Annotated in this window: 16 protein-coding genes; 4 read left to right on the forward strand and 12 right to left on the reverse strand. The window is 58.3% G+C overall.

The window, feature by feature from the left end:
• Nucleotides 1-80: 80 nt before the first annotated feature.
• From M2375_RS10930 to ruvA, 4 genes are all read right to left on the reverse strand, one after another.
• Complete coding sequence (locus tag M2375_RS10930; RefSeq protein ID WP_259166010.1) at nt 81-1,364, reverse strand: serine protease; 1,284 nt, start codon at nt 1,362-1,364, stop codon at nt 81-83.
• An 808-nt stretch (nt 1,365-2,172) separates the two neighbouring features.
• Nucleotides 2,173-3,624: a serine protease gene (locus M2375_RS10935; protein ID WP_259166011.1), complete on the reverse strand. Its 1,452-nt coding sequence runs from the start codon at nt 3,622-3,624 to the stop codon at nt 2,173-2,175.
• 547 nt (nt 3,625-4,171) lie between these two features.
• A complete protein-coding gene (locus tag M2375_RS10940) occupies nt 4,172-5,656 on the reverse strand; it encodes a serine protease (protein ID WP_259166012.1) in 1,485 nt (494 codons plus the stop codon).
• 84 nt (nt 5,657-5,740) lie between these two features.
• On the reverse strand, nt 5,741-6,313 hold the full coding sequence (ruvA, locus tag M2375_RS10945; protein WP_259166017.1) for a Holliday junction branch migration protein RuvA: 573 nt from the start codon (nt 6,311-6,313) through the stop codon (nt 5,741-5,743).
• Nucleotides 6,314-6,404: 91 nt separating this feature from the next.
• Between ruvA and M2375_RS10950 the strand changes: the two genes are divergently transcribed.
• The 3 genes from M2375_RS10950 (at nt 6,405) to M2375_RS10960 (ending at nt 8,796) form a co-directional block, all read left to right on the forward strand.
• Nucleotides 6,405-7,352: a PhoH family protein gene (locus M2375_RS10950; RefSeq protein WP_259166018.1), complete on the forward strand. Its 948-nt coding sequence runs from the start codon at nt 6,405-6,407 to the stop codon at nt 7,350-7,352.
• A 50-nt stretch (nt 7,353-7,402) separates the two neighbouring features.
• Nucleotides 7,403-7,861 (forward strand): rRNA maturation RNase YbeY, encoded by a 459-nt coding sequence (ybeY, locus tag M2375_RS10955; RefSeq protein WP_259166021.1) that lies wholly within the window; start codon nt 7,403-7,405, stop codon nt 7,859-7,861.
• A 182-nt stretch (nt 7,862-8,043) separates the two neighbouring features.
• Complete coding sequence (locus tag M2375_RS10960; RefSeq protein ID WP_259166023.1) at nt 8,044-8,796, forward strand: sulfite exporter TauE/SafE family protein; 753 nt, start codon at nt 8,044-8,046, stop codon at nt 8,794-8,796.
• A gap of 38 nt (nt 8,797-8,834) precedes the next feature.
• Here M2375_RS10960 and M2375_RS10965 read toward each other — a convergent pair whose 3' ends face one another.
• The 4 genes from M2375_RS10965 to M2375_RS10980 form a co-directional block, all read right to left on the reverse strand.
• On the reverse strand, nt 8,835-9,728 hold the full coding sequence (locus tag M2375_RS10965; protein WP_259166024.1) for a LysR family transcriptional regulator: 894 nt from the start codon (nt 9,726-9,728) through the stop codon (nt 8,835-8,837).
• A gap of 80 nt (nt 9,729-9,808) precedes the next feature.
• Nucleotides 9,809-10,972, reverse strand: a complete 1,164-nt coding sequence (locus tag M2375_RS10970; RefSeq protein WP_259166025.1) for an acyl-CoA dehydrogenase family protein — start codon at nt 10,970-10,972, stop codon at nt 9,809-9,811.
• Nucleotides 10,973-11,039: 67 nt separating this feature from the next.
• Nucleotides 11,040-11,423, reverse strand: coding sequence for a cupin domain-containing protein (locus tag M2375_RS10975; RefSeq protein WP_239809628.1), 384 nt, complete (start codon nt 11,421-11,423; stop codon nt 11,040-11,042).
• A gap of 102 nt (nt 11,424-11,525) precedes the next feature.
• Nucleotides 11,526-12,506, reverse strand: coding sequence for a Bug family tripartite tricarboxylate transporter substrate binding protein (locus M2375_RS10980; protein WP_404979310.1), 981 nt, complete (start codon nt 12,504-12,506; stop codon nt 11,526-11,528).
• A 223-nt stretch (nt 12,507-12,729) separates the two neighbouring features.
• Here M2375_RS10980 and M2375_RS10985 point away from each other — a divergent pair, with 223 nt between their 5' ends.
• Nucleotides 12,730-13,290, forward strand: a complete 561-nt coding sequence (locus M2375_RS10985) for a dihydrofolate reductase family protein (RefSeq protein ID WP_259166026.1) — start codon at nt 12,730-12,732, stop codon at nt 13,288-13,290.
• Nucleotides 13,291-13,569: 279 nt separating this feature from the next.
• Here M2375_RS10985 and M2375_RS10990 read toward each other — a convergent pair whose 3' ends face one another.
• The 4 genes from M2375_RS10990 to M2375_RS11005 form a co-directional block, all read right to left on the reverse strand.
• Complete coding sequence (locus M2375_RS10990; protein ID WP_259166027.1) at nt 13,570-14,028, reverse strand: hypothetical protein; 459 nt, start codon at nt 14,026-14,028, stop codon at nt 13,570-13,572.
• 52 nt (nt 14,029-14,080) lie between these two features.
• A complete protein-coding gene (locus M2375_RS10995; RefSeq protein ID WP_259166028.1) occupies nt 14,081-14,569 on the reverse strand; it encodes a hypothetical protein in 489 nt (162 codons plus the stop codon).
• Nucleotides 14,570-15,246: 677 nt separating this feature from the next.
• Nucleotides 15,247-15,555: a hypothetical protein gene (locus tag M2375_RS11000; protein WP_259166029.1), complete on the reverse strand. Its 309-nt coding sequence runs from the start codon at nt 15,553-15,555 to the stop codon at nt 15,247-15,249.
• The coding region (locus M2375_RS11005) for a DUF6973 domain-containing protein (protein WP_310473170.1) at nt 15,552-17,564 on the reverse strand (2,013 nt) is incomplete at its 5' end. The genes M2375_RS11005 and M2375_RS11000, both read right to left, overlap by 4 nt.

Below are 17,564 nucleotides of genomic sequence, written 5' to 3' on the forward strand. Positions count from 1 at the left end.
GTTAACTGCGCAAAGAAAAGGGCCTGCGAACAGGCCCTGGGGTGAGGAAGGCAGTGCGTCTGCCGTCGCGGTGGCGCCGATCAGCCGCCCAGCCAGTGCGAGGCTCCGTCAGTAAAAAACCTGTCAAAGCGGCCGTAGGTGCTGCGGCCTCGTGGCGCCAGGCAGCGGCTATTGCTGCCGTACAGGGTGCCAATCACACGGCCATCGCTGAACAGCGCAGATCCGCTGCTGCCACCCTCGGTCCTCCCCAGGCTCCAGCTAACTTGGTAGAAACCGCCGTTCGCATCTCCCCCACTGCAGCTGAAGCCGCCGCCACTGAAGGTCTGGCAGCTGACATGGTCCGCGACAACGCCCACGGTGTACTTGAGCAGGTCGCCACCGGGGTGATGCAGGCCGTAGATGTCTTTGCCCTTTGGGGCCAGGTTTGTTGCATCCCAGCCTGCATAGCTCACCCCCGCCGGAGGCATCTCGTTGAGCCGGAGCAAGGCGGAATCAGTCGTGGACGTGGCGTGCAGCAAGCTCGCACCGGCGCTGCGCCATGCATTGTTGGCACCAGGCACGCCAGAATTGCAGCTGCTGGAGCGGTAGAGCCAGCGGGTCTGCAAGGTCGAGGCCACCGACTGGGTGGAGATGCAGTGATTGGCCGTCAGGAAGTAAGGCACGTAATCAAGTTTGGGGTTATTCAGCAAGGTCCCGGTACACAGATAGGACGCGCCGTTGTCTCGGGTGAATAACATTCGGGCCACCGCATTGCGCTCAGTTTGGTAGTGGTCGGTGCAGGACGCATCCATGCGGCAACTGTCCAGCGCATCGGCTTTGGTGGAATCTGTCTGCTCCCTTTCAGCCCATTCAGAATCGGTTGGCAACGACAGGTTGTAGTAAAGGTGCGAAACCATGGGGATCGCGATGCGCAATGCCTCTGGGGGCATTCCCGCTGGCAGCACCACTTCCACGGTGGTGTCGCCTGCACCGACCTCGGGCGTCCACCAGGTGCTGGCCGCTGCGCCAGCCGCTCCCGCCTCGCGATTCTGCGCCAGCAGTGCGTTGATTTCCGCGCTACGGCGCTCGACGATGGCGCCGGGATGCTCCTGGCTGTAGATGCGCAGCAGCGCGCCATCGGGCAGCTGCTCAACCAGCACGCCGGCACGCACGCCATAGGCACCCGTCGACTGGATATTGATGGCCGCGACCTGCTGGCCGCTGGGCAAGGCAGTCCACTGCAAAGCCGACTGGGTTTGCGCCACCGAGGTGGTGGCGGGCACTGCGCGCGGGGCACCAATCTGCAGCGCCGGGCCGGTAGCCTCATCGCTTGCCAAGGTCTTTTCCATTTCCAGCTCGGGCAGTACCACCCAATGCGTTGGCACCCGAGCGCCTAAAGGCACCGGCACAACTTTAGACGATTTTATGGCCGACGCCGGCAATACGACCGAGTCCAGAATATAGGTTGTAGGCTGGGCCACCGCCATGCCCGCGATCCATAAAAGGCCGAGCACTGAATATTTTGAATAGGCCATGATATATCCACTCCAGTTCAACTGCGATTTAAACGCCCGCAAACAGCCGAATGGCGGCTTGCTCATTTATTCTGACAAGAATGCATTAAACCATTACCCACAACAGTAAATTAAGCAGCAGCTAGTAACAACGATGCACAGCGGATTCGCTCTCATTCCCTACACACCATGGATTCACACAAAAAAACGCATCCATCAATTTGATTTTTTATTCTCTTTATTCAATATCAAAATCCAGACTCCGTTTTCAGTAGCAGGTTCACAGCTTTAATAATTTTGCCAGGCTCCTGAAAAATGGATGTTATTAAAAGATACCAATACTACTCAACGATTTATAAATACGCAGCCGTGCAGCCGCTTGCGTCTCATTACTAGGGACCCTCTGCAAAACTCCCTGCCGTGGTCTGAACGCGGGCTCGGGCGATCCGCTGCGTTGTCTTCCTTGTCAATAGCTACGGCTCGACTGCAAAAGACGCCTTGCGTCTCATCCCGATCCGCGTCCATCCCGCTTGGCGAGGGTTATGCAGAGGATCCCTAGAGATCCCTCTGCAGTCCCCCGTGGATATCCGCTTCGCACTTGAAGCATGTCCCCAGACGAAAAAACCTGCCGTTTCACGGGCAGGTTTTCAGCGATGGGACGCGATCAGAGATGGACTTATCAGCTGGCCAGCCAACTCCAGATGCGGCTGCTGAACACTTTGTCGAAGCGGCCATATTCGTCGGCAAGGTCGGGGGTGTCGCAGCTGGCGCCACCGCCAGACAAGGCCGCGATCACACGACCCCTGCGGAACAAGCTGGAGCCGCTGCTGCCGCCCTCGGTCGTGCCTTGGCTCCAGCGCACCGTGTAGAAGTTACTGTTCGCATCCCCGGGGCTGCAGTCATAGTCTTCGCCGTCAGGTTTGCACTCTCTATAGCCCGTAACGGCCCCGACGCTGTACTTGAGCAGGTCACCCCTGGGGTGGTGCAGGCCATAGACCGCCTCGCCCGTCTGGCCTGCAGTGCGTGCATCCCAGCCGGCCAAGGTCACGCCAACAGGCGGCATCTCATTGAGCTGGAGAAACGATAAATCGGTGGCGCTAGCGGCGTACAGCAAGGTGGCACCGGCACTGCGCACTGCAGCATTGGCACCGGGCACGCCGGAGTTGCAGCTGCTGGAGCGGTAAAACCAGTTGGTCTGCAGCGTCGATGCCGCCGACTGGGTCGAGATGCAGTGGCTGGCCGTCAGGAAGTACGGTGCATAGTCGCCCTTGGTGTTGTTCAGGAGGGTACCGGTACACATGGAAGAATCGCCATCGGAGTGCGTGAATACCATGCGGGCCACTGCATTGCGCTCGATCTGGTAATTGCTGGTGCAAGAAGCATCCAGGTTGCAACGGCCCGAGGCCTTGGCCGTCTCGGCCAGTTCCGCCTTGGTTGGCAAGGACAAGTTCTGGAAGATGTGCGAGACCACGGGAATCGAAACGCGCAATGCATCCACAGAGGTACCGGCTGGCAGCACCACTTCGACAGTTGCATCGCCTGCGCCGACATCAGGCGTCCACCAGGTGTTGGCGGCAGCGCCCGTTTCGCCGGCCTTGCGGTTTTGTGCCAGCAGGGCATTGATCTCGGCACCGCTGCGCTCAACGATGGCATGGGGGTGCTCTTGGCTGTAGACGCGCATTTTTGCACCATCGGGCAGGCTGTCGACCAACACGCCGGCGCGCAGGCCATAGGCGCCTGTCGACTGGATGTTGATGGCCGCCGCCTGCTGGCCGTTGGGCAAGGCGCTCCACTGCAGGGCCGACTGGGTCTGCGCGACGGAGCTAGTGGCGGCAACCGTACGCCGCGAGCCAATCTGCAGTGCACGGCCGGTATCGCTGACGGTCTTTGGCGCCTCCAGCGCTGGCAACACCACAAAATGGGTCTGCACCGCAGTGCCCAAGGGCAGGGGCGCCACTGCCACCGATTTGATGGCCGAGGCGGGCAGCACCACCGAGTCCAGGATATAGGCCGTGGGCCGGTTCGCACCGCCGTTGTCGCCGGAGCCACCGCCGCAACCGGCCAGGGCCAGGGCCGCAGCCACCCCCGTGGTCCACAACAGGCTGGGCACTGCATACTTGGGATATTTCATGGATTCGTCTACTCCGCGTCAAATGGTAGTCAAGATGCCTGCGAGCGGCCAGATTACCGGTCGCTTTTTCATTCTCTGGACGCCAGGTGTCATCAACGATTCCATTGGTAACCATCAAAAAACCCAATAAATACTATAAAAACATAGACTTATCACATCACCCAACAGCAATAAATTAACAACTTCAAACTAAATGCAAAAAATAATAGTCATTGACTATTTAGATTCCCTCTTAATCCAACGCGTCCTCGGGTGGGCTGCAGCCATTGCATCGCAGTCTTTTTAGCTATGACCGTCTCACGGGCCCGGTCGGTCACGTCCATACGGCGAACCTGGGGGCCAGCGGGCACCAGTGGTCAAGCACCACCCTGGCCCACCCTCGCCCACCCTCGCCCGCCCTGGCTGAAAGGCACTTGGGCCTTTCAGCATCTCCCATGACGAAAAAAACCTGCCGTTTCACGGGCAGGTTTGTCGGCAATCTGAGGGTCTGCAACAAACAGGCCCTCAGAAGCTGCGGCTGCAAGGCCGCAATCACACGCTCACGCTATCAACTAGCCAGCCAGTTCCAGATGCGGTTGCTGAAGACTTTGTCAAAGCGTCCGTAGTAGTCGGCCGCGTTGGGGGTCAGGCAGCTGGCGCCGCCACCATACAGGGTAGCAATCACGCGGCCATTGCGGAACAGCGAAGAGCCACTGCTGCCGCCCTCGGTCGTGCCCTGGCTCCAGCGCACGCTGTAGAAGCCGCTGTTCGCATCGCCGGTGCTGCAGGAGATGGCTTCACCGCCTCCAGAGGAACAGCTCATATAGCCCGCCACAGCGCCCACGCTGTACTTGAGCAGGTTGCCGCCGGGGTGGTGCAGGCCATAGACCGCATCGCCCGTCTGGCCCGCAGTGCGTGCATCCCAGCCGGCCAAGGTCACGCCCACCGGTGGCATTTCATTGAGCTTGAGCAGCGCCGAATCCGTCGCGCTGGTGGCGTACAGCAAGGTGGCACCGGCACTGCGCAGCGCAGCATTGGCACCGGGCGCGCCGGAGTTGCAGCTGCTGGAGCGGTAGAACCAGGCCGTCTGCATCGACGAGGCCGAGGCCTGGGTCGAGATGCAGTGGTTGGCCGTCAGGAAGTACGGTGCATAGTCGCCCTTGGTGTTGTTCACCAGGGTACCGGTACACAGGTAGGACTTGCCATCGGAGCGGGTGAACACCATGCGGGCCACCGCATTGCGCTCAGTCTGGTAGTTGTTGGTGCAAGAAGCATCCAGGTTGCAGTAGGCCGAGGTGTCCGCTTTGGCGGCCTCTGCCTTGGTGGCTTCTGCCAACTCAGCCTCGGTGGGCAGCGACAGGTTCTGGTAGATGTGCGAGACCACGGGGATCGAGATGCGCAGCGCATTGGCTGCCGTGCCGGCAGGCAATACCACTTCCAGCGTCGCATCGCCTGCGCCTACATCGGGCGTCCACCAGGTGTTGGCGGCCGCGCCGGTCTCGCCGGCCTTGCGGTTTTGTGCCAGCAGGGCATTGATCTCGGCACCGCTGCGCTCAACGATGGCATGGGGGTGCTCTTGGCTGTAGACGCGCAGCTTGGCGCCATCGGGCAGGCTGTCGACCAGCACGCCAGCGCGCAGGCCATAGGCGCCTGTCGACTGGATGTTGATGGCGGCCACTTGCTGGCCATTGGCCAGAGCGCTCCACTGCAGGGCCGACTGGGTCTGCGCCACCGTGCTGGTGGCGGCCACGGCGCGCTGCGTACCAATCTGCTGTGCCGGGCCGGTATCGCTGACGGTCTTTTCTGCTTCCAGCTCGGGCAACACCACAAAACGGGTCTGCACCGAAGCCCCCAAGGATGCCGGCGCTACTGCGGCCGATTTGATGGCCGAGGCCGGCAGCACCACCGAGTCCAGGATATAGGCCGTGGGCTGGGTTGCACCACCGTTGTCGTCGTCGGAGCCAGAGCCACCGCCGCAACCGGCCAAAGCCAGTGCCGCCGCCACGCCCGTGGTCCACAACAGACCGGGCACTGCATACTTGGGATATTTCATGGATTCGTCCACTCCGTGTTCATTGGTATTGATGGTGAAAGCCAGCCAAACAGATGTCCAGCTGCCTGAGGATGCCAGCGCGGGCTATTTTGCCAGCGCTTTGAGCGCCTGTTTGATACCGTCGGTTACGCTGATGTCGGCAGGTAACAGTTTCAGAGCGGCAGCCGCATCCTTGTCGCTGTAACCCAAGGCCACCAGGGCTTGCAAAATGTCGACCTGGGCATCGCTGCTTGCGGCCGTCCGCGCACCCATGTCTGCGCCCAGCTTGCCTTTCAGCTCCAGCAGCAGGCGCTCTGCGGTCTTCTTGCCAATGCCCGGCACTTTCACCAGCCGCCCCGCTTCTTGCAACGAGATCGCCTGTGCCAGGTCCTCAACCCCCATGCCGCTCAGGATGGACAGCGCCGTGCGCGGGCCCACGCCGGTGATCTTGATCAGCTCGCGGAAAGTCTGGCGCTCCTGGGCGCTGCCAAACCCGTACAGCAGCTGCGCATCCTCACGCACGATAAACTGCGTCAGCAGCGTGATGGTTTCACCAACGGCTGGCAGGTTGTAGAAGGTGCTCATGGGCACCTGCACCTCATAGCCCACACCATGGCAATCCACCAATACTTCGGGTGGGTTCTTTTCCACCAGGGTTCCGCTCAATCGGCCTATCATTTGTATCTTTCCTTGTAGCTTGTGTGCGGCCGCCCTGTGTGCGTCGCCTGCCGCCTGCAAGCATACTGAATTTTTCACTGGAATTTACCGCGTGATCCTGCGCCACACCTTTACGCCCCATAACAACAACCGCATTGCCAACCTCTGCGGGCCGGCCGATGCGCATTTGCGCCAGATCGAAAACCACCTGGGCGTCAAGATCGCCCACCGCCACGAGCAGTTCAAGATCGACGGCCCCAAGGCCGTCGCGGGCGACACGCTGGAGCTGTTGCAGGCGCTCTACGAAATGGCCGATGGCCCCATCAGCGAGGACCAGATCCAGCTGATGATGGCGGGCGACAGCGAGATGATGGCCGCGCCCGAAGATGGCATTGTGCTGAACACGCGCCGCGCCGATCTGCGCGCCCGCACGCCCAACCAGAATACCTACCTCGAGAATATTGCCGCGCACGATATCACCTTTGGTATCGGCCCGGCAGGCACCGGCAAAACCTACCTGGCGGTGGCCTGCGCGGTCGATGCACTGGAGCGCAGCCAGGTGCAGCGCATTGTGCTGACCCGCCCTGCCGTGGAAGCGGGCGAGCGCCTGGGCTTCTTGCCCGGCGATCTGTCGCAGAAGGTCGACCCCTATCTGCGCCCGCTGTACGACGCGCTCTATGACCTGATGGGCTACGACAAGGTGCAAAAGGCGTTTGAGCGCAACGCCATCGAGATCGCACCACTGGCCTTTATGCGCGGCCGCACGCTCAACAACGCCTTCATCATCCTGGACGAGGCCCAGAACACCACGCCCGAGCAGATGAAGATGTTCCTCACCCGCATCGGCTTTGGCGCCAAGGCTGTGGTTACTGGCGATGTGAGCCAGATCGACCTGCCCAAGGGCCAGATGAGCGGCCTGATCGATGCCGAGCAGGTGCTCAAGCGGGTCAAGGGCATTGCAGTCAACCGCTTTACCACCGCCGATGTGGTGCGCCACCCGCTGGTGGGCCGCATTGTGGATGCCTACGACAAGCAGCGCCGCTCCAGCCGCGACGACTGATCCCCTCCAGCGCCCCCCCACGGGCGCAACCCTGCCAATAAAAGACCGACATGGCGTTGAACCAACTCACCCTCTCGCTGCAATTTGCCCGTTTTGATGGCGTGGCCGAGCACCGTGCGGCGCTGACGCGCAGCCAGGTCACGCGCTGGATTCGCCATGCGCTGGCCGATGATGCCGAGATCACCGTCCGCATTGTCGATAGCGAAGAGGGCCAGGCGCTGAACCGCGAGTACCGCCACAAAGACTACGCCACCAATGTGCTGACCTTTGACTACCAGCAAGAGCCCACGGTGCTGGCCGACCTGGTGCTCTGCGCCCCCGTAGTGGCGCGCGAGGCGCTGGAACAGAACAAATCGCTGCAAGAGCACTATGCCCACTTGCTGGTGCATGGCACCTTGCACGCCCAGGGCTGGGACCATGAGACCGGTGAGCAGGATGCCGAAGAGATGGAAGCCTATGAGACGGCCATCCTGCAAGAGCTGGGTTTTGCCGATCCGTACCAGAAGTAAGCCGCGCAGCCCTGCCTGGGCCGTCAGCCATCGCGCATTGGGCGCTTCTGCCTCAAGGCAATGCTGACTTTTGGGCGACTAATCCAGCGGTTTCTCGGCACCATTCCTACCTAGAATCCTCCTCACAAAGGCCATGCAGGCGGCGGTACACCGCTGCTGCAGTGCCCACAACAGGAGGAGACATGCTCGACACCACGATTTTGCTGGCCGCCGCGCTAGTGGCCGGCGCGCTCAACGCCGTTGCTGGCGGCGGCAGCTTTTTGACCTTGCCTGCGCTGGTGTTTACCGGGGTTCCACCCGTGGTGGCCAATGCCACCGGCACCGTTGCGCTGCTGCCCGGCTATGCCGCAGGCGCCTGGGGCTTTAAAGACGATATGCAGGCCCCACCCGGCCTGTCAATGCAGGCCGTTATTGCCCTTGCCCTGCTGGGCGGCGCGGCAGGGGCCGCGTTGCTGCTGGTCACGCCCGAGGCGGCCTTCCGCAAGATCGTGCCTTGGCTGCTGCTGGCGGCGACCGCCATGTTTGCCTTTGGGCCGCAGCTGCGCAAATGGGCCACAGGTGCCCAACATGGCGGCACGCCATCGCGCAGCAAGGCCGCGCTGGGCATGTTGGCCGTCTCGGTCTACGGCGGCTACTTCAATGGCGGGTTGGGCATCTTGCTGCTGGCCTTGCTGGGGCTGCTGGGCCAGACCAATCTGCATGCGATGAATGGCACCAAGAACCTGGTCTCTGCGCTGCTCACCGCCATTGCGGTCGCCATCTACGCCGCCGGCGGCGTGGTGCAGTGGCAGCCGGCCTTGCTGATGATGGTCGCTGCCACCTTGGGTGGCTACCTGGGCGCCCGGGTGGCGCGCAAGATTGCGCCGCAGTGGCTGCGCGCCGGCATTGTGCTGACCGGTTTGGTGATGGCGGTGCTGTTCTTCTTGAAGGCTTAGAAGGCTGCACCTGGCCGGCCACACCTAGCCGGCCGCACCTAACCGAGCCGGGGCGCCTTGACCACCTCGATCAGCGCATCCAGCGCCGCAGAGCGGCTTTGCGGATGCCAGACAAAGGCACCCGCTGTCAGCGCCGTCTGGCCGTGGCTGCTGTGCAGCGGTACAAAGCGCACACCGGCCATGCCGGCCCGCTGCATGCACGAGGGCACCAGCGCCACGCCCTGGCCAATAGCCACAAGCGCAATCACCGCCAACCACTGGCGCACCGCATGGCTGGTGCGCGGGTGGATGCCCGCGTTGTGCAGGCAGGCGATCACATTGTCGTAATTGGCGGGGCTGACATCGCGCACAAACATCACAAAGCGCTCATGGGCCAGGCTGCGCAAATCCAGGCTGGCTTGCTGCGCCTGCGGGTGGTTCTCCGGCAGGCAGCAGACCAAGGTATCGGGGGCCAGCGGCCACAGCTCCAGCCCCGGCGCGGGCGTGATGATATTGACAAAGCCCCCTTGGAGCTGGCCGCGCAAGATGGCCGCCTGCTGCTCGGTGGTGGACATCTCATGCAAGGTGATGTCGATATCGGGCCGCTGCTGGGCAAAGGCCTGCATCACATGGGGCAGGTCGCGGTAGATCATCGAGCCGGTCACGCCAATATCGAGCTGGCCCTGGCGCCCCTGGGCCACATTGCGTGCCACGTCGGCGGCGCGCTGGATCTGGCTGAGCACCTGGCGCGCCTCGATCAAAAAGGCGGCGCCGGCATCGGTCAGCCGCACCTGCTTGGCATCGCGCTCCAGCAGCCGCACGCCCAGGTCCTCTTCCAGCGATTTGATGGCCACTGACAACGGAGGCTGGGTGATGGCCAGGCGCTGGGCCGCGCGGCCAAAATGCAGCTCCTCGGCCAGCACCACAAAATAACGCAGCAAATGGGTCTTCATCTGCGTATCATGCCCCAGCCAATGCGGGCTGGCCGCCCGGCGAGGGGGATGGCCCGGCACCGCGCTGCGCATGGCACCGCCTAGTACGACTTGGGCAGGCCCAGCACCTTCTCTGCGATAAAGCACAGAATCAGCTGCGGGCTTACCGGCGCCAGGCGCGGAATCCAGCTCTCGCGCATCAGCCGCTCCACATGGAACTCCTTCGCATAACCCATGCCGCCATGGGTAAAGATGGCCGTCTCGCAAGCCTTATAACCCGCCTCTGCCCCCAGGAACTTGGCCGCATTGGCCTCAGCCGCGCAAGGCTGGTGCCGGTCATACAGCCAGGCCGCTTTCATCGCCAGCAAAAAGGCCGCCTCCAGCTCCATCCAGCGCTCAGCCAGCGGGTGCTGGATGCCCTGGTTCTGGCCAATCGGGCGGTTGAACACCTCGCGCTCGCGGGCGTACTGGGTGGCGCGGCCCAGCGCCGCACGGCCCAGGCCAATGGCCTCGCAGGCAATCAGAATGCGCTCGGGGTTCATGCCATGCAGGATGTATTCAAAGCCCCGGTTCTCCTCGCCAATGCGGTCTTCCACGGGGATGCGCAGCCCATCGATGAACAGCTGGTTGGTGTCCACGCATTTGCGGCCCATCTTGGCGATCTCATGCACCTCGATCTTGCTGCGGTCAAAGTCGGTATAGAACAGCGACAGGCCTTCGGTGCCCTTGCATTCCTCCACCGGTTTGGTGCGTGCCAGCAGCAAGATCTTGCTGGCCTGCTGGGCGGTAGAGATAAACACCTTTTGCCCATGCACCACATAGTGGTCGCCATCGCGCACCGCCCGGGTCTTGAGCTTGAGCGTGTTGAGCCCCGTGTTGGGCTCGGTCACGCCAAAGCAGGCCTTGTCCTTGCCGGCAATCAGCGGCGGCAGCATGCGCGCCTTTTGCGCGTCTGTGCCATAGACCACAACCGGGTGCAGGCCAAAAATATTCATGTGCACGGCAGATGCGCCCGACAGGCCGGCGCCCGTGGCCGCAATCGTGTGCATCATCAAGGCCGCCTCGGTGATGCCCAGACCGGCCCCACCATAGGCCTCGGGCATGGCAATGCCCAGCCAGCCGGCATCGGCCAGCGCCCGGTAGAAATCTTCGGGAAAAACGCCATCGTTGTCACGCGCATGCCAGTAGTCGGCATCAAACGGGGCACAGACTTTCTCGACGGCGTCGACGATCTGTTGCTGCTCTTCGGTCAGGGCGAAATCCATGGTCTTGCGGTCCTCAATATCCAATCAGTGGCGCGGTGCCTTGCACGGCGCAGGGTCACATCGCAGCTCAGGCCGGCCGGCGCACGCGCTCTGGGTTCTCGCCATACGGCGGGCTGTAGATCACCAGCAGCTTGGCAGGCGTGTCGCTGGTGGTCTGGAAGATGTGCATCTTGTCGGCCGGAAAAAAGCAGGTATCGCCCGGCACCATCTCAAAGCTCTCGCCTTCGACCTCCACATGGGCCGTGCCTTCCAACAAGTAGCAGGCCTGCTCCATGCCGGGGTGGGCATGGGGCAGCGCGCCGCCGCCCTTGGCAATCTCGCCCAGCACCACTTCCATGTGCTGGGCGCCCACATTGGCCTGGCTCACTAGGCGGCGGTTGATGGTTCCGGTATGGTTGGCCGGGCTGTAAGCCTCTACCTCGGAGGCGCGGATCAGGTAGCGCGAAGTCATCGTGTTGCGTTCATCGTGAGAGGGGTTCAAGGGACGCTGCATCCATAGGGGCTATGGCGCGCTGCAGCGGCATTAAGGTATCTGTGCAAATCGTTGCAGCGCTTATTGCGCAGGGATATCGGCCTGCTTGACCAAGCGCCCCCAGTACGCCAGCTGCTCGCTCACATACTGGGCAAACTCCTGCGGCGTCTTGGTAGGCCAGACTTCAAAGCCGATCTGCTCGAGCTGCTTTTGCACGGCCTCGTCGGCCAGCACCGCCTGCAAGGCGGTGTTGATCTTGTTGACCACTTCCGGGGGCGTGCCCGCAGGCGCAAAAATGCCATTCCAGGAGGTGATGTCAAAGCCCGGCAAGGTCTTGCCGATGGGCGGCACATTGGGCAGGATCTTGCTGCCCTTGGCGGCGGTCACAGCCAGGGTACGCACCCGGTCGGTCTTGAGCATGCTCCAGCCCGATCCCAGATCCACCACATACATCTGCACCTGGTTGCCCATCAGGTCGGTCAGCGCCTGCGGGCTGGATTTGTAGGGCACGCCGACGATATCGGTCTTGGACAGAAAACGCAGCGTCTCGGACGCCACCAGCGAGGTGCTGTTGGGCGTCGCATACGAAAGCTTGCCCGGGTTGGCCTTGGCGTAATCAATCAGCGCCTGCACCGAATCGGCCGGCACCGAAGGGTGCACCGCCAGTGCAAACGGCAGCTCGCCGACGCGGGCAATCGGCGTGAAATCCTTGACCGGGTCGTACTTCAGGCTTTTGACCAGCCAGGGGTTGGCCGAATGCGAGGTATTGGTCGTCATGAACAAGGTGTAGCCATCGGGCTTGGCCTTGGCCACCAGCCCCGCCGCAATCTGCGCATTGGCGCCTGCGCGGTTATCCACAATCACCGGCTGCTGCAGGCGCTCCCCTAGCTTTTGGCCCACCGCCCGGGCTACGGCATCGGTGCCGCTGCCTGCCGCAAAGGGCACGATCATCGTGATCGGTGCATTGGGGTAGCTGCCCTGCGCACCGCTGGCACTGGCTGCCATGGTTGCAGTGGCGAGGGCAGTCAGGGCGAGGGTCGCCCACCATTGGCGTCGTTGCATGCTTTTGTCTCCTGTTTTTAGTCAAACCTCTCCGGGTCCGAGCTTGCATGGTGCAGTCGTCAACGATTCGCGTCCAATGTTTTATATGGATGGTTTGATATACAAATCGAATTCTTAGATGGAGGGGTAAATACTGTGAAAAAAACAGGTATTTCAACCATAAGGCCCTAGCAAGCTTCCTAAAATTCACGATTTCCGTATGAATTTTCACCAGGACATCACTATGCAATGCAGCAGTTTTATCGCCACCAGCATCGACGGCTTTATCGCCAAAACCGATGGCAGCCTGGACTGGCTCGATGCGGCCAATGCCACCGTGCCCGAGGGGGAAGATTGCGGCTACGCGCAGTACATGGCCGGCATCGATGTGATCCTGATGGGCCGCAAAACCTTTGAGACCGTGCTGGGCTTTGGCGCCTGGCCGTATGACAAGCCGGTCTATGTAGTGTCCCGCCAGTGGAGCGCCCTGCCCGCTGCCGCGCCTGCCACTGCCCAGCTGTGGAAAGACAGCCTCCCCGCCCTCAGCACCCATCTGGCCGCCAACGGCGTGCGCGCAGCCTATGTCGATGGCGGGCAGCTGATCCAGTCCTTCATCAATGCACGACTGCTTGACGAGATCACCATCACCCGCATTCCCGTGCTGCTGGGCAGCGGCCTGCCGCTGTTCGGGCCCCTGGCCGACGACTGCAACACGGTGGCGGCGCAGCATCTGCAGACGCGGAGCTATGACTTTGGGTTTGTGCAGAGTGACTACCGGCTGGAATATGTGGCGGCCGGGGAGTAACGAGCGATCTCGGCTTTACGGCTGCGTTTGGATATACGCGCTTGCTGCCGGATGCAGAATGATCATTCTTATTGAACCGTTCAAGGTGCGTTTGATACCCTTGCTCCATGACCGCCATGCACGTTTTGCTTGCAGCGCTGATTGCGACAGTTTTGGATGAATAAGGCTACGTAGCCCATCAGCATCTGCGCCATTATGTTGCATTTTGCCAAGCGATAGGACATGCAAGCGGTCTGAGATAAGCATCACCCTCAAAAAATAAAACGCAAAGCTACCTTTTTAAAATTTACAATTTTTAGGAATTATAAAAAATCCTTCAAATCTTTTTCTATAAGATGCGTCTTGACTTATCAAATGATAAGTCCAGTAGACATACAAATCTTGCCACTCAAGAACATCACGCATGCCTCCAAAAAAACTTGAGATTTCCACGAATTTACTTATTTTTCGCCCACTCAGATTCAGCACATCCACGGAGTGAGACGCAAAGTAATCTTGCCGTATTTTTGTATAAACATCATTTTTCTTATGGAAAATATTATAATTTACACCAAAATCCCCAAAAGACCAAGGCATAGCCAATTCATAGACATGTAGAGATTTTTCATTCTCTGCGTGAAGCACATGCTTGACCACCACTTCATCTTTCGTGCATTTTTCAATACGCAAGTCGAAACTTACATTCGCATAGGAATTAATGGACTGGATAACTATTAAAAATGAAAAAATCCACTTCATGGTTTTAGATCCACTTCTAGATGCTCAAATTTCAACAAAGTCAGATCAGCCTTTATTTTTCTCGGTAGCATGCGGCTGGCGCTGCATATCCGCACTTACCAGCCAACATTAAAAAAATTCCTTGCTTTTCTCCTATAGTCGTGATCGCAATGAGACCAGCCTCTTCAGTGTAAACAAATCTCAAATTATATACCTCGAATTCCCTATCGATCAAGTAAGCGAGATATTTTTTACCTAAAATAGATCTACTACTTATTCCTGAAATAGTGTATTTGACATTATCAAAAACCCAAGATTCCATATGTCTATTTAATTTTTTTGGCACCGCAAACTTAAAATTATCCGCATTAAAACAATAAAAACCATTAGTTTTCGGACAAAATTCAACATTACCGACATAGTGATACCATGCGCTATACCGAGGATTGTCGCTCAAGAGAAATTGATTTTCTGGATATTTGATATCAAAATAAAGCCATTCCTTGGCATTAGACAAGCCAGAAATTAACAAAATGATTACCGAGACAATATGCTTATTCATACATACAATGTCTCGTCAAGTGTCGAGGGGGCCTCGCCCGCCAAGGCTTCATCCAGCTGGTGGCCGTTATCCAAGGTACTAGATAATTCATTTGCGACATTAGCTAACCCCATCCTCTTCATCAGTAAATTTAATTAATACGCCTCTAATCAGCCAATAGTTAATTAGCCACGCCATAAAACAACCAAGAAGAAAGCAAAATAGACTATCATATATAGTACCCATTATGGCTCCAGCGAAATAATATGCAACTCCGACGATCACCCCTAATGATTTCAAAAGGGAAAATTTCTTTTTACTGATTTTCATTATCTTCCAATTAAATTTTCATTTGCACGGGCAGTCCAATTTATCTCTATTTGCGAATATTCCATACGCTACATTAATTACTCCGAGTTGAACTGCCCCGCCCAATGTGGGCTGCACAAACCTATAAAAGCCTGCCGTATTGTTTATGGTCACTGGAACGGTTGCCTCTGGACGCACCCAAATATTCCTCGGGAATGCACCTATAGATGATGCATATCTTTCCGTACCAAATAGCTCACCACTCGATGCTCTCAACCTTGTTTGAGCCATAACACACGTGCCTAACTACTACTTATAAGATGCAGGCATATCCAGCGTTGTTGTTCTAGACGGGCAAGGATAGCGCACACATAATTGCATTTTGGCAATCAATCATTGCGCCAACAACCGGCTTCATATTTTAATCCGTCTTCTCTTATCTCATTTTTAATATAAATTAGCTTCTGATTATAAATCGCCGCCCGCGTAATCAATCCATCATCGGACGAAGGTTCAAAAAAACGCAAATAATTACCAAGGGGCACATACATTCCTATTTCTTTTTCAACATATTCTTTTGGAGTATAGGGAGGGAATACACAAATGTAATCATATTTAACTTTGATTTCCCTACTGCCCTGGATCAAAATAATCAAAACGCAAAGGAAAATATATAAAGTATTATTTAAGATTCTCATGGTATTTTTATTGCTGTATCAAGCAAACCAGTAGTTTCATCAATGAACCAAAGCTCCCCATTCCCTAACTTCTCATCGCAGTTCATTTCGCAATCATTTTTATCATCCGAGAAAGCTGAACACTCACGGCCTTTGCTATTGTTGTGATAATCCATAATTTCTTCTTTTTCAGGTTGTTTACGTTTTTGGGTCCCGTATACCTCATGGGTATCACCTACCTTTTTTGCCTGTTCAACACCCATTCTTAGACTCATGATGCAGGACCAGTAGCAGTGTCTGAATGCATCTCCGACCCCATTATGAAGCTCGTGAATCGCGAATTTCTCTTTAGACCTTTTAAATGCTTCTGAATTATCAGCTCTAGTATTCCATGCATCTAATGGCCCAATATTCCAAATGTGAGCAATCTCTTCTATCAGCCCTAAAGAATCATATTTCGTTAATGGATTGCGAACATACCCACTCGAATGAAGTCCTCCAAGCAAACCGATTGGGTCTTGGTTAATATAATCACCTACTCCCGGCTCATAATACCGATGCCGGTTGTAATAAAGCCCCGTCTCCCCATCCGCATGCTGCCCCGGCAACCGAATCGGCTGGTACAAATCCCCCGGGTTATGCTCCGCCCTCACATTCCCCCAGGCATCTAATTGCACCGCCCAATCCAGCCGGCTGTCTTCCCGGATCAGCGCATTGGGCGTTCCCAGGTGGTCGCAGAGGTAGTGGCGAATCTCTACCTTTTGCTCCGCTTCTTGGCGTTGGTCGCTCACCGTTTGCTCGTAGTCCTGCAGCTGCTCGCGCATAAAGGCCTGCACATCCTTGGACATGGACATAAAGGCTATGTTCTGGGGCAGGGATGCGTTGAGCGCTTTGATATCTGCGAGGGCGCTGCGCAAGGCGTCTTGCACCACGCCTGGTGAGGTGTTGGCCAGCAGTGCATCGCCCAGGTCTGGTTCGGCTTTGCTGGCTCTTCGCAGCTGGATGAGTGGGGTAAACGACCCTGGCTCGTAGATGGTGTGGATGACTTCTGGTTGGGCTGCACCGTCGTCATCTTTGGCGTTGGCGCTGTTGAAGCGCTCGGTGTGGATGAGGCGGTCGCCGTCCCAGCCGAAGTAATCTGTTTCGCTCAGGTCACCTGCTTCTGAGTTGGCCGGCATGCTGTATTTGGCTAGTCGCCGTCCAAAGGCGTCATAACGGTACTGCTGGGCGGTTCGTTTTTCGTTGTCTGTGACGATTACCTGCACCAGTTGGTTGCCACTGTCATACATCAGCTCCAGCTTGCGGCCCGTGGCGTCGTCCAGGCTCTGCACCCGGTTGCCTCGGCTGTCATATTCGTAGTGGATCTTTGCGCCTTGGCTGCTCGCGTCTTCCTGGTTTTCGTAATAGGCCACGCGGTTGCCGGCCCAGCGTTTGCTGGTGTGCAGCGGCTGGTTGCTGCTGGGGTCAGGATCCGCCTGCAACGGATTGAAGTCGCTGCGCAGCAGTTGCTCTTTGGTGATGGGGTTGGCTTGAGCGGCGGCGCGTTGTTGGGCACGCAGGCGGTCGGTTTCGTTAAGGTGGCCGGTGATGGCGTCTGGGGTTGCGGGCTTTGTCTCTGGCCCGGCGATGGGCAGGCGGTTGCCTGCTGGGTCAAACTGCCAGCGCTGCGAGCCAGCATGCGGCGTGTGGGAGCCTGTCAGGCGCCCCGCTGCGTCGTAGGCAAAGCGGCTGATGCCGGCGTGGCTGCGCATGCCAACCATTTGGCCCAGGCTGTCGTAGTAGTACTGCTTGGCGCTCATGGCGCCGAGCAGCGTTGGTGGCACGCGGCGGGTGTTGCCACCGCCTTGGGATGCCCCTGGGATGGAGAGCATGTCATCCAGCGCACTGCCTTGCTCCAGGCCCAGCCACTGCATGGTTTCCATGCGCCCAGCTGCATCCCAGCCGAGCTTGCGGTAGAGGGGTTTGGCGGTGTTCTCGCCAGGTGTTTGGCTATTGATATCAGTGAGGACTTGGCGGTGGATCTCTCGGTG

Source organism: Comamonas sp. BIGb0152, from assembly GCF_024809975.1.
In the GTDB taxonomy this organism is placed as follows: Bacteria; Pseudomonadota; Gammaproteobacteria; order Burkholderiales; family Burkholderiaceae_C; genus Comamonas.